The organism is Ensifer sp. Root558, from assembly GCF_001427045.1.
Classification (GTDB): Bacteria; Pseudomonadota; Alphaproteobacteria; order Rhizobiales; family Rhizobiaceae; genus Ensifer; species Ensifer adhaerens.
This window is the reverse complement of the sequence record NZ_LMGC01000023.1, coordinates 294,094-316,453: the sequence shown is the minus strand read 5'-3', so window position 1 is coordinate 316,453 and position 22,360 is coordinate 294,094. Positions and strand designations below refer to the sequence as shown.

Below are 22,360 nucleotides of genomic sequence, written 5' to 3'. Positions count from 1 at the left end.
CCAGTATCGATCGTAACAATTGCGCCAAACCCGCTCTCGCCCTGGTTGGGCGGTCGTGATTATGCAGGCCAAACATCAAGCTTTTGCATGAAAACCGGCGTGAAATGCCGTGTTACAACGCTTGCCGCAGCCACCTCACATGATTATGGTGCGGCAGTTTTTTAACCGTCGATTACGGCCAAAGCATGAGTGCAGACTTCGCTTTTACGCCGTCAGGAGTTGTGCATGTTCAAGGGTTCCATTCCCGCTCTCGTAACACCGTTCACCGCCACCGGCGCGGTGGATGCGGATGGTTTCGTCGCGCATGTGGAATGGCAGATAAAAGAAGGCAGCCATGGCTTGGTGCCCGTTGGCACCACCGGCGAGTCTCCGACCCTTTCACATGATGAGCACAAGAAGGTGGTCGAGCTCTGCATCGAAGCGGCTGCCAAGCGCGTGCCTGTTATCGCCGGCGCCGGCTCCAACAACACGACGGAAGCGATCGAGCTTGCACAGCACGCCGAAAAGGCTGGCGCGGATGCGATCCTCGTGGTTACGCCCTACTACAACAAGCCGACGCAGAAGGGCCTCTTCGCGCACTATGCCGCGATCGCCGAGAGCGTGAAGCTGCCGATCGTCATCTACAACATCCCCGGCCGCTCGGTCGTGGATATGAGTGTCGAGACCATGGCGGCGCTCAGCAAGGCTTACGCCAACATCATCGGCGTCAAGGATGCCACCGGCAAGATCGAGCGCGTCTCCGAGCAGCGCATGGCCTGTGGTCCGGAGTTCGTCCAGCTTTCGGGCGAAGACGCAACCGCGCTCGGCTTCAACGCCCATGGCGGCGTTGGTTGCATTTCGGTCACGGCAAACGTTGCGCCACGCCTTTGCGCCGAGTTCCAGCAAGCGACGCTTGCCGGCGATTATGCCAAGGCGCTTGCCTATCAGGACAAGTTGATGCCGTTGCACAAGGCGATCTTCATGGAGCCGGGTCTCTGCGGCGCCAAGTATGCGTTGAACCGCCTCGGCCGTATGAGCCGCACCGTGCGCTCGCCGCTGTTGCCGACGCTCGAGCCGGCAACCGAGTCTGCGATCGATGCAGCACTCAGACATGCAGGATTGACGAACTGATGGCACCCAAAGGAAGCCAGCGCACGGTCAACAAGGTTGTGGCGGAAAACCGTAAGGCCCGCTTCAACTACGAGATCGTCGACACCTACGAGGCCGGTCTGGTTTTGACCGGCACCGAGGTCAAGTCGTTGCGCGAAGGCAAGGCCAACATTGCCGAATCCTATGCGACGGACGAGGGCGGCGAGATCTGGCTGATCAACTCCTATCTGCCGGAATATCTGCAGGCGAACCGTTTCAATCATGAAACGCGGCGGCGGCGGAAACTGCTCCTGTCGAAGCGCGAGGTCAACCGGTTGCAGGGCGCCGTCAACCGCGAAGGCATGTCGCTGATCCCGCTGAAGATCTACTTCAACGATCGCGGCCGCGCCAAGTTGGAGCTGGCGCTCGGCAAGGGCAAGAAGCTGCACGACAAGCGGGAGAGCTCGAAAGAACGCGACTGGAACCGGCAGAAAAGCCGCCTGCTGAAGGACCGCGGCTAAGAAAAATCGCTTTGCGTTGCATCCGACAAAGACGGCCGATGCAACGCAGCTGTCGGCCACGGCGCGCTGAAAGCCCTGCCTGCAATTCTTGATATTTATTGAGAGAACTCAACGATCGACGCCGTTGACGCGGAGTGGTTCAAGCGGCGCTCGCGCAATCGCGATCACGCGCCTTGCGTTCGAATGAACGCCTCAGATCTCGACCGGATCGGCCACCGGCTCGGTGTTGTGTCGCGGGGTACGTTCGGACGGTTCGCGGCCGATTTCGGCACGCAGCGTCGCAAGATCGATAAAGTGGTCGGCCTGGCGGCGCAGGTCGTCGGCAATCATGGGCGGCTGCGTCGACATGGTCGAAACGACAGAAACCTTGCGCCCCCTGCGCTGCAGGGCTTCAACCAGCGTGGTGAAATCGCCATCGCCGGAGAAGATGACGAGGTGATCGACGGTTTCGGACTGTTCCATGGCATCGATCGCCAGTTCGATATCCATATTGCCCTTGATCTTGCGGCGGCCGAGCGAGTCGGTGAATTCCTTGGCCGGCTTCGTCACGACCTTGTAACCGTTATAGTCTAGCCAATCGATGAGCGGGCGGATTGAAGAGTATTCCTGATCCTCGATGAGGGCCGTGTAGTAGTAGGCGCGCAGCAGATAGCCGCGCTTCTGGAATGCTTTCAGGAGCTTACGATAGTCGATGTCGAAGCCGAGGCTTTTCGATGCCGCATAAAGATTCGCGCCGTCGATAAAGAGTGCGATTTTTTCGCGGGGGTCGAACATCGTCTTTCCTTTTTCAATCGCGGCGCATCAAAGGCCGCCTGCCGGCGGGTGCGCAAAAGTAAGTCGATTACATTAATAATTGCTGATATGGCAAATAATGTAGCTTATGTATTGCATTATTCCAGCCGCGCGCTCGCGAATATAGCTAGTTTTAGCAGTTGCTATAGATCGTCCACATCTCTGGGTCGCTTTTTCCATCAGGGGCTTTATTTATGGCCAGAAAATACAACCGTAATGTGTGAGCGACGTCTCCAACTCATTCGCATCTCATTTTATCACGAAGTGTGACGTTACGTGAGCGTCCCTTGAAGGAAAAACTTGAACTTGCCTTGTTTTGATTGTATCCGGGCGCTTAATTCCAGAAATCGGACCCGATGAGGCGCCGTCAGGCGACTGCTCCGGTTTCGTGTTGTCAATCCGTGCAGCGGCGATGCCGCCGCGCTTCGAGCCCAAAAGGACAGGCAATGGCCCGCGTCACCGTCGAAGATTGCATCGACAAGGTCGATAACCGTTTCGAACTCGTTCTGCTTGCCAGCCACCGCGCGCGCCTGATTTCTCAGGGCGCCGCCATCACCATCGATCGCGACAACGACAAAAACCCCGTCGTCGCGCTCCGCGAGATTGCAGACGAGACCCTGTCTCCCGGCGACCTCAAGGAAGACCTGATCCACTCGCTGCAGAAGCATGTCGAAGTGGACGAGCCCGAGCCCGATCCGGCTTCGCTGCTTCAGACCGATGCCGAGACGACGTTTACCGAAGTCGCCGAAGACGAAGATCAGCCGGAAGCCATCACCTTCGACCGCATGTCGGAAGAAGAGCTGCTTGCCGGTATCGAAGGTCTGGTGCCGCCGGAAAAGAGCGACGACTACTGAGATCCGTCGCGGAACGCCCGTTCCCACGTGTTTTCAAAGCAGTGCGCCACTCGTATGATTGGCGCACTTTTTTATTGATTTCTTCTAGAGCGAGAAAAGGAAACTGTTTGCGGTTTTCCGCCCGCATCCCGCTCTAAATTAGGAGAACGATCACGTTTATGATTTTAGGTCGATGGGACCTGAAATCATCATGATCTAGAGGATCGCCAGCGAATGATGCGCCAATACGAGCTCGTTGAGCGCGTGCAGAAGTACAAGCCCGACGTCAATGAAGCCTTGCTCAACAAGGCTTACGTCTATGCGATGCAGAAGCATGGCCAGCAGAAGCGGGCAAGCGGCGATCCCTACATATCCCATCCTCTGGAGGTGGCGGCGATCCTGACCGAGATGCGTCTCGACGAGTCGACCATCGCCGTTGCTCTTCTGCACGACACGATCGAGGACACGACGGCCACACGGCAGGAAATCGACGATCTCTTCGGCGAGGATATCGGCGCGCTCGTCGAAGGACTGACGAAGATCAAGAAGCTCGATCTCGTCACCAAGAAGGCCAAGCAGGCGGAGAACCTGCGCAAGCTGCTGCTCGCCATTTCGGACGATGTGCGGGTTTTGCTTGTGAAGCTCGCCGACCGGCTGCACAACATGCGCACGCTCGACCACATGTCGGCGGAAAAGCGCGCCCGCATCTCCGAAGAGACCATGGATATCTACGCGCCGCTCGCCGGCCGCATGGGTATGCAAGACATGCGTGAGGAGCTCGAAAACCTCTCGTTCCGCCATATCAATCCCGAGGCCTTCGAAACGGTCACCCGGCGACTGGAGGAATTGTCCGAGCGCAACGAGGGCCTGATCAAGAAGATCGAGGACGAGCTTCGCGAGCTGCTTCAGGCCGAGGGCCTGAAGGCAGCGCAGGTGAAGGGTCGGCAGAAGAAGCCCTATTCGGTCTTCCGCAAGATGCAGTCGAAGTCGCTGTCCTTCGAGCAGCTGTCCGACGTCTGGGGCTTCCGCATCATCGTCGACGATATCCCGTCCTGCTACCGGGCGCTCGGCATCGTCCATACGCGCTGGCGCGTCGTCCCGGGCCGCTTCAAGGATTACATCTCGACACCGAAGCAGAACGACTACCAGTCGATCCACACCACCATCGTCGGCCCTTCCCGCCAGCGCATCGAGCTACAGATCCGCACCCGACGCATGAACGACATCGCCGAATACGGTATCGCGGCGCACTCGCTCTACAAGGACAGGGAGGGCAAGGAGGGTGCGTCGGCAGATGCGGCCCTGTCGCCGACGTCGAACGCCTATTCCTGGCTCCGGCGCACGATCGAATCGCTCGCGGAAGGCGACAACCCGGAAGAGTTCCTGGAGCACACCAAGCTCGAACTTTTCCAGGATCAGGTATTCTGCTTCACGCCCAAGGGCCAGTTGATCGCACTGCCGCGCGGCGCGACGCCAATCGACTTTGCCTATGCCGTTCACACAAATATTGGCGACACCTGCGTCGGCGCCAAGATCAACGGCCGTATCATGCCGCTGGTCACCCGCCTCAATAATGGCGACGAAGTGGAGATCATCCGCTCGGGCATCCAGGTGCCGCCGCCGGCCTGGGAAGAAATCGTCGTTACCGGCAAGGCGCGCTCGGCGATCCGCCGCGCGACGCGTGCGGCCATCCGCAAGCAATATGCCGGCCTCGGCTATCGCATTCTTGAGCGCACCTTCGAGCGCGCCGGCAAGAGCTTTTCGCGCGAGGCGCTGAAGCCGGCGCTGCATCGGCTCGGTCAGAAGGAAGTCGAGGACGCCATCGCCTCCGTTGGCCGTGGCGAGCTTTCCTCGCTCGACGTGCTGCGTGCGGTCTTCCCGGATCATCAGGACGAGCGGGTCACGGTGAAGCCCAGTGCCGACGACGGCTGGTTCAATATGCGCAGTGCCGCCGGCATGGTGTTCAAGTTGCCGGGCCGCGGCAAGGATGCCAACGGTGTCGCCCAGGTCGAGGGGCCGGAGGCCCTGCCGATCCGCGGTCTCTCGGGCAATGCCGAGGTTCATTTCAGCCCGGCCGGGGCCATCCCGGGCGACCGCATCGTCGGCATCATGGAGAAGGACAAGGGGATCACCATCTACCCGATCCAGTCGCCGATCCTGCAGAAGTTCGATGACGAGCCGGAGCGCTGGATCGACGTGCGCTGGGATCTGGACGAGGCCAACAGCAGCCGCTTCATCGCCCGCATCGCGATCAGCGCCCTGAACGAGCCGGGGACGCTGGCCGAGGTGGCTCAGGCGATCGCCACCAGCGACGTCAACATCCGGACTTTGTCGATGGGGCGCGTGGCTGCGGACTTCAGCGAACTGCAGTTCGACCTCGAAGTCTGGGACCTGCGCCAGCTCAACCACCTGATCACGCAGCTCAAGGAATTGCCGAGCGTGTCCATGGTGAAGCGCCTGTTCGAATGAGCCGACTGGCCGCGCCTTGCGCAAATGCCTGCAAAACAGGCAGCCTGCGCGGGGCGAAATGGCAAGCCATGCCATCAGCGCATGGCTGCCGCTATTTCCTGTGTCTGGTGGAACAGGGACCTCTAAACTATCTTCTCGGTCGGGAGGTAAACAAAGAGGTTTGCCATGTTTAGTCAGTTGAAGAAGATCACCCGCGCTCTGCGCGTCCCCACTCAGGAAGAGCGCGAGCTCGCCTATCTCAATAACTCGGTCGACCGTATCGACCTCGAGTACCGCCAGCGCCAGATCGATCGCGGCCTGTTCCGTAACTACTAAGCCCGCTGCGTCCCGTCTTCTGGCGGGATGCCGAGCCATGCGTTCGGTGGATGGCTCGCCTGCGACATGCGCGCGGCGCCTGTGCGGGTTGCAAGCGACAGGCAGGACGCCTATCTTGCGGCCAGAAAACAGGCGGACGCGCGGTCTTGTGCCGGCTGACGGCTTCAAGACGCGGTCATGACGGCATATGTTATTCAGGCGCAGAAAACCGGTTACGATTTCCGAAAGGCTGCGGTCCCTCGTTTGGCCGCGCAAGGGTTTTGCACGCGGCCTGCGTTATGTGACGCTGCGTGTGTTGCGCCTTTCATCGACACCGCATTCGATTGCCGTCGGCGTGGCGGCGGGTGCCGCTTCGTCCTTCACGCCGTTTTTCGGTCTTCACATCCTTATAGCGGTTGCGCTCGCTTTCCTGTTCTCGGGCAATCTCGTGGCGGCGGCGATCACGACCGCGCTCGCCAATCCCGTCACGATCCCGATGATCCTGACGGCGTCCTACGAACTCGGGACGGCAATCCTCGGCGTCGAGAGCGCACACGCTGCGAGCTCGGCCGACGTCATGCGCATGGTCGAGCACCTCGACCTTCCGGCCCTTTGGGGTCCGGTGTTCAAGCCGATGCTGGTCGGCTCATTGCCGCTCGCGGCAGGCGGCGCCGTCCTTTCCTATATTGCGGCCTACCAGGCGGCCCGGCTCTTCCAAAAGCGCCGCCGGGCACGCACCAAAGAGCTCGGATCCTCTTCATGATCATAGGCATAGGCAGCGATCTGATCGATATCAGGCGGATCGAAAACTCGCTTTCCCGCTTCGGCGAGCGCTTCGTTCAGCGCTGTTTCACCGAAATCGAGATCGCCAAGTCCGAAGGGCGGAAGAACCGCGCGGCATCCTACGCCAAGCGCTTCGCCGCCAAGGAAGCCTGTTCCAAGGCGCTCGGCACAGGCCTCGCGCAGGGCGTCTTCTGGAAGGACATGGGGGTCATCAATTTGCCGGGCGGCAAGCCGACAATGAACCTGACCGGCGGTGCCGCCGCGCGTCTGGAGCAGATGTTGCCGCCGCATCATCGCGCCGCCATTCATCTGACGATTACCGATGATTTTCCACTGGCCCAGGCCTTCGTGATTATCGAGGCGCTGCCCGTTGCCCCGATTGAGGGAACGGTTTAGAGCATTCCGCTGGAAAAACCGGCCCTGACCGATTGAAGGGGCGGCGGTTTGCAGCATATGAGACCGGGATTGCGCGCAGTCCAAAGCCGGACCGAGAGTACGGACAAAAGTTGAGAGCAGGCCCGCGCGGGCGTTGCGATGATAAAGGAACACAGTAGCGTGGCAGAAAAGACAGAAGCGAAGCAGAGCGGCCTCTGGGAGAACGTGAAGGTCGTCATCCAGGCATTGCTCCTGGCCTTGGTCATCCGTACGGTTCTCTTTCAGCCCTTCACCATTCCGTCCGGCTCGATGATGCCGACGCTGCTGGTTGGCGACTACATCTTCGTCAACAAGTTCGCCTACGGCTTCTCCAAGTACTCGCTGCCGCTTTCGCCCGATCTGTTCTCCGGCCGCATCTTCGCAAGTGAGCCGAAGCGCGGCGATATCGTCGTCTTTCGCTTCCCGCCGAACCCGGATATCGACTACATCAAGCGCCTCGTCGGCCTGCCGGGCGACCGCATCCAGGTGCGCAACAGCACCCTCTACATCAACGACAAGCCGGTCGAGCGCACGCCGGATGGCGGCTTCCGCGCCGACGACCAGTACGACACCGGCGGCGACGTTCCGGTTTTCCGCGAAACGATGGACAATGGCGTCTCCTATGACACGCTTGACCAGTTCCCGGATGCGCGCGGCGACAATACCCGCGAATTCATCGTGCCCGCCGGCCATTACTTCATGATGGGCGACAACCGCGACAACTCGGCTGACAGCCGCTTCGACGTCGGCTTCGTGCCTGCCGAAAACCTCGTCGGCCGCGCCAGCATGATCTTCTTCTCGCTCGGTCACGACACCTCGTTCCGCGAAGTGTGGAAGTGGCCGACGAACCTGCGCTACGACCGTCTGTTCAAGGCGGTCGAATGATGAAGTCGCGGTCGCTGGGCGCGGAGGATCGGGTAAAGCTTGAGGCCGTGATCGGTTATCAGTTCACGGAGAAGGAGCGCCTTGATCGGGCGCTCACCCATTCCAGCGCGCGAAGCGCCAAGGGTTCCAACTATCAGCGCCTCGAATTCCTGGGTGACCGGGTGCTCGGGCTTTGCGTGGCGGAGCTTCTGTTCCAGACCTTTCGCGATGCCAATGAGGGCGAGCTTTCGGTCCGACTAAACCAGCTCGTCAGCGCCGAAAGCTGCGCCAAGGTCGCCGACGACCTGGAGTTGCACCAATTCATCCGCACAGGCTCGGACGTCAAGAAGATAACCGGCAAGGCGATGATGAATGTGCGGGCGGATGTGGTAGAGTCGCTGATCGCCGCCATCTATCTCGACGGCGGTCTCGAAGCTGCCCGCGGCTTCGTGCTGCGCCATTGGAAAGATCGCGCGGTGCGTGCCGATGGGGCGCGCCGCGATGCAAAGACCGAATTGCAGGAATGGGCGCATGCCAAGTTCGGCATCGCGCCGGCCTACCGGACGGATGAGCGCTCCGGCCCCGACCACGACCCCCGCTTCACGGTAACCGTCGAAGTTACGGGTGTCGCGCCGGAGACCGGAACGGACAGATCCAAGCGCGGAGCCGAGCAGGTGGCCGCGACGAAATTGTTGGAACGCGAAGGCGTGTGGCGGAAGAGTTCCGCCGGAAATTGACGGAAAACATGACGGACATGGAAAAAGATACGGCCGCCGAAGGCGCGCCGACCCACTCGGGCTTCGTGGCGATGATCGGAGCGACCAACGCAGGCAAGTCGACCCTGGTCAACCGCCTCGTCGGTGCCAAGGTTTCGATCGTCAGCCACAAGGTGCAGACGACGCGCGCGATCGTGCGTGGCATTGCCATTCATGACAACGCCCAGATCGTTTTCATGGACACGCCCGGCATCTTCAAGCCGCGCCGCCGGCTCGACCGCGCCATGGTCACGACCGCCTGGGGCGGCGCCAAGGATGCGGACGTGATCATGTTCCTGATCGACAGCGAACGCGGCCTGAAGGGTGATGCGGAAGCGATCCTCGAGGGGCTGAAGGAAGTGCACCAGCCGAAGATCCTGGTGCTGAACAAGATCGACCAGGTGCGTCCCGAAGACCTCTTGAAGCTGGCGGCTGCCGCCAACGAGACGATCAAGTTCGAGCGCACCTTCATGATCTCGGCGCTGAACGGCTCGGGCTGCACGGATCTGATGGATTACCTGGCTGAGACGCTGCCGGAAGGCCCCTGGTACTATCCGGAAGACCAGATCTCCGATCTGCCGATGCGCCAGCTTGCCGCTGAAATCACCCGCGAAAAGCTCTTCTTGCGGCTGCACCAGGAACTTCCCTATGCCTCGCATGTCGAAACCGAGAAGTGGGAAGAGCGCAAGGACGGCTCGGTGCGCATCGAGCAGGTGATCTATGTCGAGCGCGAGAGCCAGAAGAAGATCGCGCTTGGCAAGGGCGGCGATGCGATCAAGGCGATCTCGACCGCATCGCGCAAGGAGATCTCCGAGATCCTTGAGCAGCCGGTGCACCTGTTCCTGTTCGTCAAGGTACGCGAAAACTGGGGCGACGACCCCGAGCGCTTCCGCGAAATGGGTCTGGAATTTCCGCGATAAGGCCGCACGCACACCGTTTGGTGTGATGTTTTACGGCACCCGTTGAAACGGGTGCCGTATCAAACGCAGGCGGCCTCAGGCGCCCGCTATCAGCTTTCCTTTTGCATCGAGAACCGGTTCGCCGTCCTCCTTCGAGAACGGGCCCTTGTGCGTGTCCGGCAGGATGTCGAGCACCCGTTCGGATGGACGGCAGAGCCGCGTTCCGATCGGCGTCACCACGAAGGGGCGGTTGATGAGGATCGGGTGGGCCATCATTGCGTCGATCAGCCGTTCGTCGCTGACCGTGGGCTCGCCAAGCCCGAGTTCCGCATAGGGCGTGCCTTTCTCGCGGAGTGCGTCCCGCACCGTCAGGCCGGCATCGGCAATCATCTTTTCCAGCGCCTGCCGCGACGGCGGGGCCTGCAGATACTCGATCACCGTCGGCTCGATACCGGCGTTGCGGATCATCGCCAGCGTGTTGCGCGAGGTGCCGCAGGCGGGGTTGTGGTAGATCGTGACGTTCATACGCTTGCCTTCCGCGGTGTTGAGACCGCCGTTGCGGCCAGCTTCGACGGTTGCTCAAAGCCATAGGGTCGAAGCTTGCCGCAGGCAAGTCGGCCGCCTGTGTCAGTTCGTACCGGCGTCAGCGACCTGCCGCTTTGCGAGCGCCGGGCCGATCATCTCGATCCGGTTGGTCCAGATGTAGCCGGAGAACCCTGGCGGCACCATTTCCAGATCCTGCATCGTGTCGATGCCGGTGGTGAAATCGCCGCCGCCATAGGGACCGAGCAGGATGATCTCGCTCCCGGCCGCCTTCATCCGTGCAGCGAAACGGTCGGGCCAGCCCCAGAGAAGCGGCGCATAATTGCCGGGCACGATCACAAACGTGTTCTTGCACGCGTCCGGCATCAGGCCGCTCCAGCCGTAGCCGAGATAACGGGTCAGGCACGCCATCGTCGACGTCCGGTCGTAGCCTCGCATCCCTTGCAGGCGTTTCAGCGTCTCGCGGGTCGGCTCCTCGCCGCCATAGACGCCGAACACGGCCTCCCGCCATTGCGGTTGCGCGTCGACACGCGTTGCGAGTTCAGCGCCTTCCTCGGCGCGCCGGCTCTTGAAGTTGATCAGGAACTTGCGGTCGGGCAGGGCGGCCAGCACCTCCTCGAGCGTCGGCATCTGGCCGACGCCCTTGCCGCGGAACGGGAAGGTCTTGCCTCCGTCCGCCGTGTAGCCATAGCCGATGTCGAGAGACTTCAGCGCCGTCATCGGCGTTTCCTCGGTGACGCCCTTGGCCTCGGTCCGGCAATCGAGCGTCCAGTCGTGGAAGACGGCGAACTGTCTGTCGGGCGTCAGATGCACGTCGAGTTCGACGACATCTGCGCCGGCGTCGAAGGCGGCCTGCATCGAGGCGATCGTGTTTTCGAGATAGGGATGCTCCGGCGTCCTGATGATCGTTGCCGTACACGTGTCCCTGCCGACGTTGTCCTTCGGATAGGTTTGATGCATGCCCCGGTGGGCAAGCAGTTTTGCGGTGCCCGCCGGCGGCGCGACGAACAACGATGTGTTCAGCAACCACACGACCGCGACAAACAGCACGAAAATGGCAAGCGCTTTCTTCATCCTGATTCTCCTCTGGGAATCGGGATTGCCCGACATTGTGGCGCGACGATGTTGTTTTGCACGTATCGCGTGCGTGCGTGTCGCGGATTGCGAACAATGTGTCACCCGCGCGCGCGGTTGACCGTGGTCCGGGCCCCGTGAGAGGTAGCCGTCCAGACTTGCGATCCAGGAGAAAGAGATGCCGCAGCTCGTCGAGGGAAAATGGGTCAAGGGCGACGTTGCGGCGAGCGAGATGAAGGGCGGCGCGTTCCATCGCGAGCCGACGCGGTTTCATCGCTGGATCACGCCCGATGGCAGGCCGGGCCCGGAAGGGCAGGAGGCCTTGCCAGCCGAGGCCGGGCGCTTCCGCCTGTTCGTTTCCTATCTCTGCCCTTGGGCCTCGCGTACGATCGCCTTCCGCAATCTCAAGGGCTTGCAGGACATTGTCGGCTTGACCGTTTCCAATCCGGAACTGGGCGAAGATGGCTGGGTCTATGACGAGCCTGTCGATGCCGGCGCGCGCGTCGGCAAGATCCGCTTCCATCACGAGCTCTATGTGGCGAGCGATCCGACCTACACCGGTAAGGTCTCTGTTCCCGTGCTCTGGGACATGCGCGAAGGGCGGATCGTCAACAACGAGTCCGCCGATATCATCCGCATCTTGAACTCGGCCTTCGATGGGCTCACCGGCAACCGGCTCGACTTCTACCCCGAGGCGTTGCGTGCCGAGATCGACCGTTGGAACGGCCCGATTTACGAGCGTGTCAACAACGGCGTCTATCGATCCGGCTTCGCCAAGACCCAGGGCGCCTATGACGAGGCGGTGGCAAGCCTCTTTGGCATGCTCGACGAACTGGAGGCCCACCTTGCGGACAATCGTTACCTCGCCGGCGAGCACCTGACCGAGGCCGACATCCGCCTCTTCGTCACCCTCGTTCGCTTCGACGCGGCCTATCACGGGGCGTTCAAATGCAACATCCGCCGGATCGAGGATTATCCGGCGCTGTCGAATTACCTCCGCGAGATCTACCAGTGGCCAGGTATCCGCGAGAGCGTACGCATCGACCATATCAAGCGCGGCTACTATGGCATCGTCCACATCAACCCGACGCGCATCGTTCCGGCAGGCCCGCTGCTCGATTTTGACCGGCCCCATGACCGCGCGCGTCTACCCGGTCTAGGCGTCGCTGAAATCTAGGTTTGTTTCTCAGCATTTGCTAAGGAAACAAATTTATGAGGGGCCATAAAGAACCCATTGTCAATCGATCGAAGCTTCCTACCTTATTTTGAGTTCTGATGGATAGGAGCCCGATGGCGGCTGCCTGACGAATTCGCGGCGATGTGCCCGCCGGATACCCGTGAGGCTACGCCCGTGCCGGTTCTCGCCGCTTCCGGACGCGCTGGCGCCTGTTCCCGATGCGCCCCGCGCAACCACTCCTGAAGCCCCGAAAGAGCCGACCCTTCGCATCTCTCATGCACCAGGACACGTTCGGTAGCTCTGGTAGGGGTGGGATATGAATGCAGCATTGTTGACATTGCTTCGCCGTCTGGTGCGCAACGGTAACCTGACGGTTGTATTTTCTTCCGGTGAAAAAGTGATCCTGGGTGACGGCAGCGGAAAGCCGGCATCAATCCGCATCATCGATGCGGAGGCGGAGGCGGCGATCGTTCGTGATCCCGGTCTTCGTTTCGGTGAAATGTATATGGACGGGCGTGTCGTCATCGAGAAGGGCGACATCTTTGATGTGCTCTCGATCGTCAAGGAAAACGGCATCGAGAACGCGGCCAATGCCACCAACACGATGACCGGCCTGTGGCATGTGTTGCGTCAGCAATTGCTGAGCCGAATCCCGGTCAATCGTAACCGGCACAACGTCGCCCATCACTACGACCTTGATCGCAAGCTTTTCGACCTGTTCCTCGACGAGGACTGGCAATATTCCTGCGCCTATTTTCAACCGCAGGGCATATCGCTCGATGCCGCGCAGCTCGCCAAAAAACGGCATATCGCGGCAAAGCTCCTGCTGGAGCCGGGCCAGAAGGTGCTGGAGGTCGGCTCCGGCTGGGGCGGCATGGCCATGTATCTGGCCGAATCCTCGGGCGTTGAGGTCACCGGCATCACGCTCAGCGAAGAGCAGCTGAAGGTCTCGCGGGATCGTGCCGCCAGGCGTGGGCTCTCCGATCGGGTCCGCTTCGAACTGCAGGACTACCGCACTTTGCAGGGCCGGCAGTTCGACCGCATCGTCTCGGTCGGCATGTTCGAGCATGTCGGCATCGGCAACTACGGCAACTTTTTCGACAAGATGAACGCGCTGTTGAAGCCCGACGGCGTCATGCTGCTACATTCGATCGGCCAGATCTACAAGCCCTGGGCCACCAACCCGTGGATCGAGAAGTACATCTTCCCCGGCGGCTATATCCCGGCGATTTCGGAGGTCCTGCCTTCCGTCGAGCGCACGCGGCTGCTGGTGAAGGATGTCGAAATCCTGCCGATGCACTATGCCTGGACGTTGAAAGCCTGGCGCGAGCGTTTCGTCGCCCGGCGCGAAGAGGCGATCAAGCTCTATGACGAGCGGTTCTTCCGCATGTGGGAGTTCTATCTGGCTGCGTCTGAGACGGCCTTCCTCTACGACAAGCACTTCATCTTCCAGCTGCAGATCTCACCGTCTCTCGGTGCCGTCCCGGCCTCGCGCGGCTATATCGAGGAGAGGGAGCGGCAATTGATCGAGTTCGAAAAGCGCCGGCCGCCGCTCGAGCCAGTCAACACCTGGGACGTCGTGCCCGAGCAGGAGCATGTCGAGCCTGCCGCCATGGCGTGCTGAACCATCGGCCGTCCCGCCTGAAAGCGGGGCGGTCGATCCATCTTCTGTGGAGTTCCGGTTTTCCGCTGAAGGCCTTCACTTGGCCTTCAAGGTCTGCGCCTTTATGGTCGCCGATCAACAGCAAAGACGGAATTCCCATATGGCCAGCCCTGCAAAACCCATCGCCGCCATCATCGCCAGCGAAATCAAGGCGACACCTTCGCAGGTCGTTGCGGCGGTCGAGTTGCTCGACGAGGGCGCCACGGTGCCGTTCATCGCGCGTTACCGCAAGGAAGTGACGGGCGGGCTCGACGATACGCAGCTGCGTATGCTTTCGGAACGGCTGACCTATCTGCGCGAACTCGAGGCGCGCCGTGCATCGATCCTCGAATCGATCCGCGGCCAGGACAAGCTGACCGCCGAACTCGAAGCCAAGATCGCCGCCGTCGAAACCAAGGCCGAACTCGAGGACATCTATCTGCCCTATAAGCCAAAGCGCCGCACCAAGGCGGAAATCGCCCGCGAGCGTGGCCTCGGGCCTCTGGCAGAAGCGATCCTTGCTGATCGCTCCATAGCACCTGCCGACCGCGCCGCGGCCTTCCTGACTGCAGAGGTGGCCGATGTGAAGACGGCGCTCGATGGTGCGCGCGATATCATCGCCGAAGGCATGACGGAGAATGCCGATCTGCTCGGCCGCCTGCGCAACCACATGAAGGGGGCCGCCTTCCTGCGCGCCAAGGTCGTCGACGGCAAGCAGGAGGCCGGTGCCAAGTTCTCCGACTACTTCGATCATTCCGAGCGCTGGGCGACGACGCCAGGCCATCGCGCGCTGGCCATGCTGCGCGGCTGGAACGAAGAGGTGCTGTCCGTCGATATCGTCGTCGACCAGGACGATACCTCGCCGGTCAAGCCGGTCGAGCGCATGATCGCCGCCGCCTACAATGTCGGTGGCCACCTGCCGGGCGACAAGTGGCTTGCCGAGATAATCGGCTGGACCTGGCGCGTGAAGCTCTCCATGTCGCTGTCGCTCGATCTCATGCGCGAACTGCGTGAGCGCGCCGAGGAAGAGGCGATCCACGTCTTTGCCCGCAACCTCAAGGATCTGCTGCTGGCCGCACCTGCGGGATCGCGGGCGACCATGGGGCTTGATCCGGGCATCCGCACCGGCGTCAAGGTCGCCATCGTCGACGGCACCGGCAAGTTGCTCGAAACCACAACCGTCTACCCGTTTCCGCCGAAGAACGATGTCCGTGGCACCCAGGCGGAACTCGCTTCGCTCATTCGCAAGCACAAGGTGGAGCTGATCGCCATCGGCAACGGCACCGGCAGCCGCGAAACCGAAAAGCTCGTGACCGACATGCTCTCGCAGCTCCCGGCGCCGAAGCCGACCAAGGTCATCGTTTCCGAGGCCGGCGCCTCGGTTTACTCGGCTTCCGAAACCGCCGCCCTGGAATTCCCGGGTCTTGACGTTTCGCTGCGCGGTGCGGTCTCGATCGCCCGCCGCCTGCAGGATCCGTTGGCCGAACTCGTGAAGATCGAGCCGAAGTCGATCGGCGTCGGCCAGTACCAGCACGATGTCGACCAGTCGAAGCTCAGCCGTTCGCTGGATGCGGTGGTGGAAGACGCGGTGAATGCCGTCGGCGTCGACGTCAACACGGCTTCTGCGCCGCTGCTGGCGCGCGTTTCAGGCCTCGGCAAATCCTCCGCCGAGGCGATCGTCGCTCATCGCGATGCGACCGGCCCGTTTGCGAGCCGCAAGGAACTGTTGAACGTGCCACGGCTCGGCGCGCGCACCTTCGAGCAGTGCGCGGGCTTCCTGCGCATTCCCAACGGCAAAGAGCCGCTCGACGCCTCGTCGGTCCACCCGGAGGCCTATGGTGTCGCCAAGAAGATCGTTGCTGCCTGTGGTCGCGACGTACGTGCGCTGATGGGCGACAGCGTCGCGCTGAAGAGCCTCGATCCGAAGGTTTTCGTCGACGAGCGCTTCGGCTTGCCAACGGTCAAGGACATCCTTGCGGAACTGGAAAAGCCCGGTCGCGACCCGCGCCCGAGCTTCAAGACCGCGACCTTCGCCGACGGTATCGACGACATCAAGGACCTGAAGGTCGGCATGCAGCTCGAGGGCACCGTGACCAATGTCGCCGCCTTCGGCGCCTTCGTCGACATCGGCGTGCACCAGGACGGCCTCGTGCACGTGTCCCAGCTCGCGGACCGCTTCGTCAAGGATCCGCATGAGGTGGTAAAGGCCGGCGATGTGGTGACCGTTCGTGTCACGGAGGTCGATGTTCCGCGCAAGCGGATCGGCCTCACCATGCGCAAGGATGGTGGCGCCGAGACGGGCCGCGAGCCGCGGTCGGGCGCGCCGGGCGGCAACAACAATCGTGGTCCCGCCCCGCGCCAGCAGAAGCCGAAGCAACCGGCTCAGGGCGCCTTCGGTGCGGCGCTGATGGAAGCGATGAAGCGCAAATAGGGCAGGCCTTCGCCGCGGGCGCATCCGGCGCCTGCGGCCGCATGCTCTATAAATTAGCTAATTGTAATAATCCGGCCTTTCCACCATACTGACCGCAGGGCGGCGCGGACATATTGTGCCCATGCCGCAGCCGGCCGGCGACGGAAAGGTCAACGCAAACTCCTTCGCCGGGCGTCCGGTGAAAGGAGTTCGGTGATGGTGGGCAGTGCGATCCGCGGCCTGGCATTGGTCGCCCTCTTGGCGGCGGGCGTGGCGGCGCGTCCCGTTCCCGCGATCTCCCAGGCTCCGGTCAATTGTGCCGACCGGTCCGAAGTGATCGCGTTTCTGACGCGGCAATATCAAGAGAAGCAGGCGGCAACCGCGCTGATCAACCAGCAGGCGATCATGGAGATCTACGCTGCCGACAACGGCAGCTGGACGCTGATCGTCACCGACGTCAATGGGCGAAGCTGCGTCATCCTCGCCGGCAAGAGCTGGGAAACCCTGCCACCCTTGCCGATACCGAAAGCCTAGCTTCTTGGGGCTGAGCGGGCGCAGCCGCTCCTGTCAGAGCGACCGGCCGACGCTCGAATAGCTGAAGCCGTGCTTCACCACCTCGTCCTCGCGGTAAATGTTCCTGAGGTCGACGAGAATGGGTGTCTTCATCACGGTCTTGAGCCGGCGGAAATCAAGCGCCCGGAACTCGTTCCATTCGGTAACGATGACCAGCGCATCGGCTTCGTTGGCGGCCTCGTAGGGGTCGCCGGCGTAGTCGATCCCGTCGATCACCTTCTTCGCGTTTTCCATGCCCTCCGGATCATAGCCGATGACATGGGCGCCAGCGTCCTGCAGCGTCTGGACGACCACGATCGCCGGGCTGTCGCGCATGTCGTCGGTGTTGGGCTTGAAAGTGAGGCCGAGGATCGCGATCTTGCGGCCGCGCACGTCCCCGCCGGCCGCTGCGATGACCTTGCGGCCCATGGCCCGCTTGCGGTTGTCGTTGACGGCCACCGTCGTCTCGACCAGTCGCACCGGGCTGTCATAATCCTGCGCGGTCTTCACCAGCGCCAGGGTGTCCTTCGGGAAGCACGATCCGCCGTAACCTGGACCGGCATGCAGGAATTTCGAGCCAATTCGGCCATCGAGGCCGATGCCGCGGGCGACATCCTGGACATTGGCACCGACCCGCTCGCAGAGATCCGCCATCTCGTTGATGAAGGTGATCTTCATCGCGAGGAACGCATTGCCGGCATATTTGATCAGCTCGGACGTGCGGCGCGAGGTGAAGACCAGCGGCGACTGGTTGAGATAGAGCGGACGATAGACCTCGGTCATCACGTCCCGTGCCCGCGCGTCGTCGCCCGAAAGGCCGATGACGATGCGGTCGGGCCGCTTGAAGTCCTCGATCGCGGCACCCTCGCGCAGGAATTCCGGGTTGGAAACGACGGCGAAATCGGCGTCCGGATTGGTTTCGCGGATGATGCGCTCGACCTCGTCGCCGGTGCCGACCGGAACGGTCGATTTCGTCACGATCACGGTGAACCCCTTGAGGTTCTCGGCAATCTCGCGCGCAGCCGCATGCACATACGAAAGGTCGGCATGGCCGTCACCGCGCCGTGACGGCGTGCCGACCGCAATGAAGATGACATCGCTGTCGGCGACGGCGGCAACGAGATCAGTCGTGAAGGTAAGGCGGCCCGAAGCGACGTTGCTGGCCACCAACTGGTCGAGACCGGGTTCGAAGATCGGAATGCGCCCCTGCATCAAGGCGTCGATCTTGCTCTCATCCTTGTCGAGACAAACGACGTCGTGACCGAAGTCCGCAAAACACACGCCGGAAACAAGGCCAACATAGCCGGCGCCGATCATCGTGATTTTCATAGGCTCTTTCCCTTGTTGTGTTCCACAGCGAGCTCAGTTCATAGAACGTGCAATTGCGTATTTTTGCAATTGCTTATGCGCTCAGGTTCGCACCCATTTATGCTCGATTGCGCTTAAAGCAAGCCGTCCCGCCAGCAGAATAATCCGTGGGGAGTAGCTGGTGAGCGGCTCACCGGTTCGCGTTGTAGTAATCCTTGTACCAGGCAGCGAAGCGCGCCACGCCCTCTTCGACAGAAAGCGAGGGCTTGAAATTGGTCAGCGCTTCGAGAAGGTGGGGGGAGGCGTAGGTGCGGGGCACATCGCCCTGCTGCATCGGCAGCATGTTGCGCACCGCCGGCTTGCCGACCGCCTTCTCGACCGTTTCGACGAAGGTCATCAGTTCGACCGGCTGCCCGCCGCCGATGTTGACTACGCGGAAAGGCCCCTGGCGCGAGAGCGTGTCCTCGGCCTTTTCCTCCGCCACGCGGTTTTCTTCCGCCGGCGCCACATGGGAAAGCCGGAGAATGCCCTCGACCAGGTCGTCGATATAGGTGAAGTCGCGGCTCATGCGGCCTTCGCCATAGATATCGATCGGCTGTCCCTTGTGGATGGCATCGACGAACTTGAACAACGCCATGTCGGGCCGCCCCCAGGGGCCGTAGACCGTGAAGAAGCGGAAGGCAGTGGTCGGCACCTTGTAGAGATGGGCATAGCTGTGCGCCATCAGCTCCATCGACTTCTTGGTGGCGGCATAGAGCGTCATCGGCTCGTCGGCACGGTCGGTTTCGGCAAACGGGATTTTTTCGTTGGCGCCGTAGATCGAGGAGGTCGAGGCCAGCATCAGGTGCTTAGGGTTAAGCTCCCGCGCCAGTTCCAGCATGTTCCAGGAGCCGACCAGGTTGGAATCCACATAGGCCTTCGGGTTCTCGAGGCTGTAGCGCACACCCGCCTGGGCGGCGAGGTGGATGATGACTTCGGGTTCGGCGAGCTCGGCCGCCCGGCGCAGCGCGTCTCTGTCCTCAAGCATGCCGACGACGGGCTTGAAGCCGTTCGAGCGAGCGAGGATCGCGTGCCGATTCTCTTTCAGCGTAACGTCGTAATAGGGGGTCATCCCGTCGAAGCCGACAACGAAATGCCCTTCGTCGATCAGCCGCTTGGCGAGGTGAAAGCCGATGAAGCCTGCGGTGCCGGTGATGAGGTAGCGCACGACGATGTCCCCAATTTACGTATCGGCCGTTCATACGAAGAAAGCCGATCGATTGAAAGCCGAAACCATCGGTCTGGTTACCGGTCGAGGTCCTGTTGCAGGGCGGACAGCACCGACATCGCATGGCCGGCATACTGGCTGATCCAGCGATCATGGATCGCCTGGATCGGCAATGCGTTCAGATGGTTCCAGCGTTCACGCCCCTCGCGGCGGACGAGTACGAGCTCGGCCTGCTCAAGGACTTTCAGGTGCTGCATGACCGTACAGCGGTCGAGATTGCTGAAGCGCTCGCAGAGCATGCCGGTGGTCTGCGGCTCCTGGCGCATGGCGTCGAGCATCTGCCGGCGCAGCCCGTTGGCGAGCGCCTTGAATACCAGGTCGTCTTTCGAATCGGTTGACATGTTATGTTTCTATAACATACTCTTGTTGGCCCCGACAGGAGGAATACGCCATGCCCTTTGAATTTCGTGTGAACGGACGGATCGGCCGCCCTGTCGCCCAGGTATTTGATGCGGTCGTCAATCCGGACCAGCTCAGCCGCTACTTCGTGACGCTCGGCGGCATCAGCGGGCCGCTGGTGGCCGGCGCAACCGTGACCTGGTGGGGCGAGGTGCCGATCCAGGTGGAGGTGGTCGAGCCCAACGAGCGTATCGTCTTTTGCTGGGGCGCCATGGTCGCCGAGGGCGAAGATGCCTACCAGACCCGTGTGGAGATGCGCTTCCAGCCGCTGGAGGATGGCGCCACGATGGTGACGATCGCCGAAACCGGCTGGCGCGAGAACGCGCAGGGGCAGAAGAGCTCCTACGTCAACTGCGAGGGCTGGTCGCAGATGCTCGCCTGTATGAAGGCCTGGCTCGAATACGGCATCAACCTGCGCGACGGCTATTACCTCAGCGAACTCTCAGGCAAGCCGGCGCTCGAGCCGCAGGCCTAGCCGGCCGGTCGTCTGCAGTGCGGCGCCGACTTGAGCGACGGGCGTTAATGTGCCTGAATGCGCCGGGCGTCACTGAGGTGCGCTCGGCTGAGCATTCGGCGTCTCAATACATCGGAGGAAGGCCGCCATTGGCGGCGCTCGCCATAGGAATGCCGCCGGCCGGCTCTGTCATCGGCGGTTCGGCCTGCAGCACGACGACGCGCGAATCGACCGGTACGCGGCTGTAGAGGTCGATGATATCGGGATTGAAGAGACGGATGCAGCCGCTGGACACGGCCTTGCCGATCGACCAGGCCTCGGTCGTGCCGTGGATGCGAAACAGCGTGTCGCGGTTGCCCTGGAATAGATAGAGCGCGCGGGGGCCAAGCGGGTTGCGCACGCCCGGCTCCATGCCGCCGGCAAGCGGGCCGTAACGTTCCGGCTCGCGCGCCACCATCTCTTGCGTAGGCGTCCAGCGCGGCCATTCGGCCTTGCGCGCGATCCGCGCTTCACCTTCGAACTCAAGGCCGGCCTTGCCGACGCCGATGCCGTAGCGCATCGCCATGCCGCCATCCTGCACGAGGTAGAGGAAGCGGTTCTGGGTATCGATCACGATCGTGCCCGGCGGCTCATGCGTCTGGTAGGCGACCTGCTGGCGCAGATAGCGCTTGTCGACCTTGCTGATGTCGATGGCATCCAGTGGGAATTTCTCGTTCGGCAGCGGGCCGTACATCGCCACGTAGTATGGATCCGGTCCCTTCGGCTTGGCTGGCCCCGACGTGGTGACGCAGCTTGCGAGCGTCGAGGTGGCGAGAAGAAGGGCGAAGAGCTGCGCCAGGCGGCCGGCGCTGTTCCGGGACACACACATAATAAAGTTTTGATCCTGCTGATTGTCATTTTCGGGCGGGAGACACGGCTTTTGCCGCCCTTCCGTTCTAATGTCAAAGACGGCGTCGGGGCGGCGACAGCATGTCGCAAATGAGGCAACCATTAGGTGTGGCCGAAAGGCTACAGTCGGCAATGGTGTTTTGCTTCCGCAAGACAGCTTGATCCGCTTTCGACCACGGGTGTATGCCATAGCCATGCAATGGAGCGATCAGGCCATCATTCTCGGGATCCGGCGGCACGGCGAAAGCTCGGCCATCGTCGAGGTCATGAGCGAAACCCACGGCCGGCATCTCGGCATGGTGCGCTCGGGGCGTTCGCGCACGATGCAGCCGGTGCTGCAGCCGGGCAACTCGGTGGAGGTCACCTGGCGCGCCCGGCTCGACGAGCACATGGGCGAATTCCGGATCGAACCGGTGGAGCTGCGGGCCGCCCGGCTGATGGAAACGGCAACCTCGGTCTATGGTATCCAGGCGCTCGGCGCTCTCCTTAGGCTGCTTCCCGAGCGCGACCCGCATCCGCATCTCTATGAGGCGCTGGCCGTCATCGTCGACCATCTGGCCGATCCCGCCGACGCCGGCGAATTGTTCGTCCGTTTCGAACTCGCAGTCCTCAACGACCTCGGCTTCGGGCTCGATCTCACGGAATGCGTGGCGACGGGCGCCCGCACCGAGCTCGTTTACGTCTCGCCGAAATCGGGCAGGGCGGTCTGCCGGGAGGCCGGAGAGCGTTATGCCGACCGCATGTTGGCGTTGCCGGACTTCCTTTCGGCCGAAGCGCGAAGGGCTGCGGATCACGACAGCCTCGCCGCCGCCTTCCGCCTGACCGCCTTCTTCCTCCACCGCCATGTCTATGAGCCGCGCGGCCTCGACGTTTCTTCCGCCCGCGACGGTTTCGTCCATGCGGCGCTGAAGGCGCTGAAAGCGCAATCCTCAGCCGCCTGATTCCCAGGAGTTA

Annotated in this window: 23 protein-coding genes; 16 read left to right on the top strand and 7 right to left on the bottom strand. The window is 61.9% G+C overall.

Features of this window, described 5'->3' with window-relative positions; all coding sequences use genetic code 11:
- Positions 1 to 225 precede the first annotated feature (225 nt).
- Positions 226 to 1,110: a 4-hydroxy-tetrahydrodipicolinate synthase gene (dapA, locus tag ASD63_RS21355; protein ID WP_034804162.1), complete on the top strand. Its 885-nt coding sequence runs from the start codon at positions 226 to 228 to the stop codon at positions 1,108 to 1,110.
- Positions 1,110 to 1,589, top strand: a complete 480-nt coding sequence (gene smpB / locus ASD63_RS21350; RefSeq protein WP_034804150.1) for an SsrA-binding protein SmpB — start codon at positions 1,110 to 1,112, stop codon at positions 1,587 to 1,589. Before dapA ends, smpB begins: the two co-directional genes overlap by 1 nt.
- A gap of 192 nt (positions 1,590 to 1,781) precedes the next feature.
- Here smpB and ASD63_RS21345 read toward each other — a convergent pair whose 3' ends face one another.
- Positions 1,782 to 2,363: an NYN domain-containing protein gene (locus ASD63_RS21345; protein WP_034804147.1), complete on the bottom strand. Its 582-nt coding sequence runs from the start codon at positions 2,361 to 2,363 to the stop codon at positions 1,782 to 1,784.
- A gap of 464 nt (positions 2,364 to 2,827) precedes the next feature.
- Between ASD63_RS21345 and rpoZ the strand changes: the two genes are divergently transcribed.
- The 8 genes from rpoZ to era all read left to right on the top strand — a co-directional run bounded on the left by rpoZ (position 2,828) and on the right by era (position 9,713).
- Entirely contained in the window at positions 2,828 to 3,235 is a 408-nt protein-coding gene (rpoZ, locus tag ASD63_RS21340; RefSeq protein ID WP_034804144.1) for a DNA-directed RNA polymerase subunit omega, read from the top strand.
- Positions 3,236 to 3,448: 213 nt separating this feature from the next.
- Positions 3,449 to 5,683: a bifunctional (p)ppGpp synthetase/guanosine-3',5'-bis(diphosphate) 3'-pyrophosphohydrolase gene (locus tag ASD63_RS21335; RefSeq protein WP_034804141.1), complete on the top strand. Its 2,235-nt coding sequence runs from the start codon at positions 3,449 to 3,451 to the stop codon at positions 5,681 to 5,683.
- 165 nt (positions 5,684 to 5,848) lie between these two features.
- A complete protein-coding gene (locus tag ASD63_RS34425) occupies positions 5,849 to 5,998 on the top strand; it encodes a DUF3563 family protein (RefSeq protein WP_064816984.1) in 150 nt (49 codons plus the stop codon).
- A 187-nt stretch (positions 5,999 to 6,185) separates the two neighbouring features.
- Entirely contained in the window at positions 6,186 to 6,740 is a 555-nt protein-coding gene (locus ASD63_RS21330; protein WP_034804125.1) for a DUF2062 domain-containing protein, read from the top strand.
- Positions 6,737 to 7,156: a holo-ACP synthase gene (gene acpS / locus ASD63_RS21325; protein ID WP_034804122.1), complete on the top strand. Its 420-nt coding sequence runs from the start codon at positions 6,737 to 6,739 to the stop codon at positions 7,154 to 7,156. Before ASD63_RS21330 ends, acpS begins: the two co-directional genes overlap by 4 nt.
- Before the next feature lie 159 nt (positions 7,157 to 7,315).
- Positions 7,316 to 8,059 carry a signal peptidase I gene (gene lepB, locus ASD63_RS21320; protein WP_034804110.1) on the top strand — a complete coding sequence of 248 codons (744 nt, stop codon included), beginning with the start codon at positions 7,316 to 7,318 and terminating at the stop codon, positions 8,057 to 8,059.
- Complete coding sequence (gene rnc, locus ASD63_RS21315; protein ID WP_034804107.1) at positions 8,056 to 8,775, top strand: ribonuclease III; 720 nt, start codon at positions 8,056 to 8,058, stop codon at positions 8,773 to 8,775. Before lepB ends, rnc begins: the two co-directional genes overlap by 4 nt.
- Before the next feature lie 8 nt (positions 8,776 to 8,783).
- A complete protein-coding gene (gene era / locus ASD63_RS21310; protein WP_034804323.1) occupies positions 8,784 to 9,713 on the top strand; it encodes a GTPase Era in 930 nt (309 codons plus the stop codon).
- Between the two features lie 75 nt (positions 9,714 to 9,788).
- Here the strand turns inward: era and arsC are convergent, their stop codons facing one another.
- Together arsC and ASD63_RS21300 are read right to left on the bottom strand one after the other, a co-directional pair.
- Complete coding sequence (gene arsC, locus ASD63_RS21305) at positions 9,789 to 10,217, bottom strand: arsenate reductase (glutaredoxin) (RefSeq protein WP_034804105.1); 429 nt, start codon at positions 10,215 to 10,217, stop codon at positions 9,789 to 9,791.
- Positions 10,218 to 10,319: 102 nt separating this feature from the next.
- A complete protein-coding gene (locus ASD63_RS21300; RefSeq protein ID WP_034804103.1) occupies positions 10,320 to 11,309 on the bottom strand; it encodes a glycerophosphodiester phosphodiesterase family protein in 990 nt (329 codons plus the stop codon).
- Positions 11,310 to 11,487: 178 nt separating this feature from the next.
- Between ASD63_RS21300 and ASD63_RS21295 the strand changes: the two genes are divergently transcribed.
- The 4 genes from ASD63_RS21295 (at position 11,488) to ASD63_RS21280 (ending at position 17,072) form a co-directional block, all read left to right on the top strand.
- A complete protein-coding gene (locus tag ASD63_RS21295; RefSeq protein ID WP_034804100.1) occupies positions 11,488 to 12,486 on the top strand; it encodes a glutathione S-transferase family protein in 999 nt (332 codons plus the stop codon).
- A 316-nt stretch (positions 12,487 to 12,802) separates the two neighbouring features.
- Entirely contained in the window at positions 12,803 to 14,110 is a 1,308-nt protein-coding gene (locus ASD63_RS21290; RefSeq protein ID WP_051659668.1) for a cyclopropane-fatty-acyl-phospholipid synthase family protein, read from the top strand.
- Positions 14,111 to 14,249: 139 nt separating this feature from the next.
- A complete protein-coding gene (locus ASD63_RS21285; protein WP_034804319.1) occupies positions 14,250 to 16,559 on the top strand; it encodes a Tex family protein in 2,310 nt (769 codons plus the stop codon).
- A 195-nt stretch (positions 16,560 to 16,754) separates the two neighbouring features.
- Complete coding sequence (locus ASD63_RS21280) at positions 16,755 to 17,072, top strand: hypothetical protein (protein ID WP_034804097.1); 318 nt, start codon at positions 16,755 to 16,757, stop codon at positions 17,070 to 17,072.
- Between the two features lie 33 nt (positions 17,073 to 17,105).
- On the opposite strand, the gene rkpK is transcribed toward ASD63_RS21280, so the two are convergent.
- The 3 genes from rkpK to ASD63_RS21265 form a co-directional block, all read right to left on the bottom strand.
- Positions 17,106 to 18,419 (bottom strand): UDP-glucose 6-dehydrogenase, encoded by a 1,314-nt coding sequence (gene rkpK, locus ASD63_RS21275; protein WP_034804094.1) that lies wholly within the window; start codon positions 18,417 to 18,419, stop codon positions 17,106 to 17,108.
- 169 nt (positions 18,420 to 18,588) lie between these two features.
- Positions 18,589 to 19,605, bottom strand: a complete 1,017-nt coding sequence (locus ASD63_RS21270; RefSeq protein WP_034804092.1) for an NAD-dependent epimerase — start codon at positions 19,603 to 19,605, stop codon at positions 18,589 to 18,591.
- A 77-nt stretch (positions 19,606 to 19,682) separates the two neighbouring features.
- Positions 19,683 to 20,006 (bottom strand): metalloregulator ArsR/SmtB family transcription factor, encoded by a 324-nt coding sequence (locus ASD63_RS21265; protein ID WP_034804089.1) that lies wholly within the window; start codon positions 20,004 to 20,006, stop codon positions 19,683 to 19,685.
- 50 nt (positions 20,007 to 20,056) lie between these two features.
- Between ASD63_RS21265 and ASD63_RS21260 the strand changes: the two genes are divergently transcribed.
- Positions 20,057 to 20,539, top strand: a complete 483-nt coding sequence (locus tag ASD63_RS21260) for an SRPBCC domain-containing protein (RefSeq protein WP_034804086.1) — start codon at positions 20,057 to 20,059, stop codon at positions 20,537 to 20,539.
- A gap of 103 nt (positions 20,540 to 20,642) precedes the next feature.
- Here the strand turns inward: ASD63_RS21260 and ASD63_RS21255 are convergent, their stop codons facing one another.
- Entirely contained in the window at positions 20,643 to 21,386 is a 744-nt protein-coding gene (locus tag ASD63_RS21255; protein WP_034804083.1) for a L,D-transpeptidase, read from the bottom strand.
- A 214-nt stretch (positions 21,387 to 21,600) separates the two neighbouring features.
- On the opposite strand from ASD63_RS21255, the gene recO reads away from it, so the two are divergent.
- Positions 21,601 to 22,347 (top strand): DNA repair protein RecO, encoded by a 747-nt coding sequence (recO, locus tag ASD63_RS21250; protein WP_034804316.1) that lies wholly within the window; start codon positions 21,601 to 21,603, stop codon positions 22,345 to 22,347.
- Positions 22,348 to 22,360 lie beyond the last annotated feature (13 nt).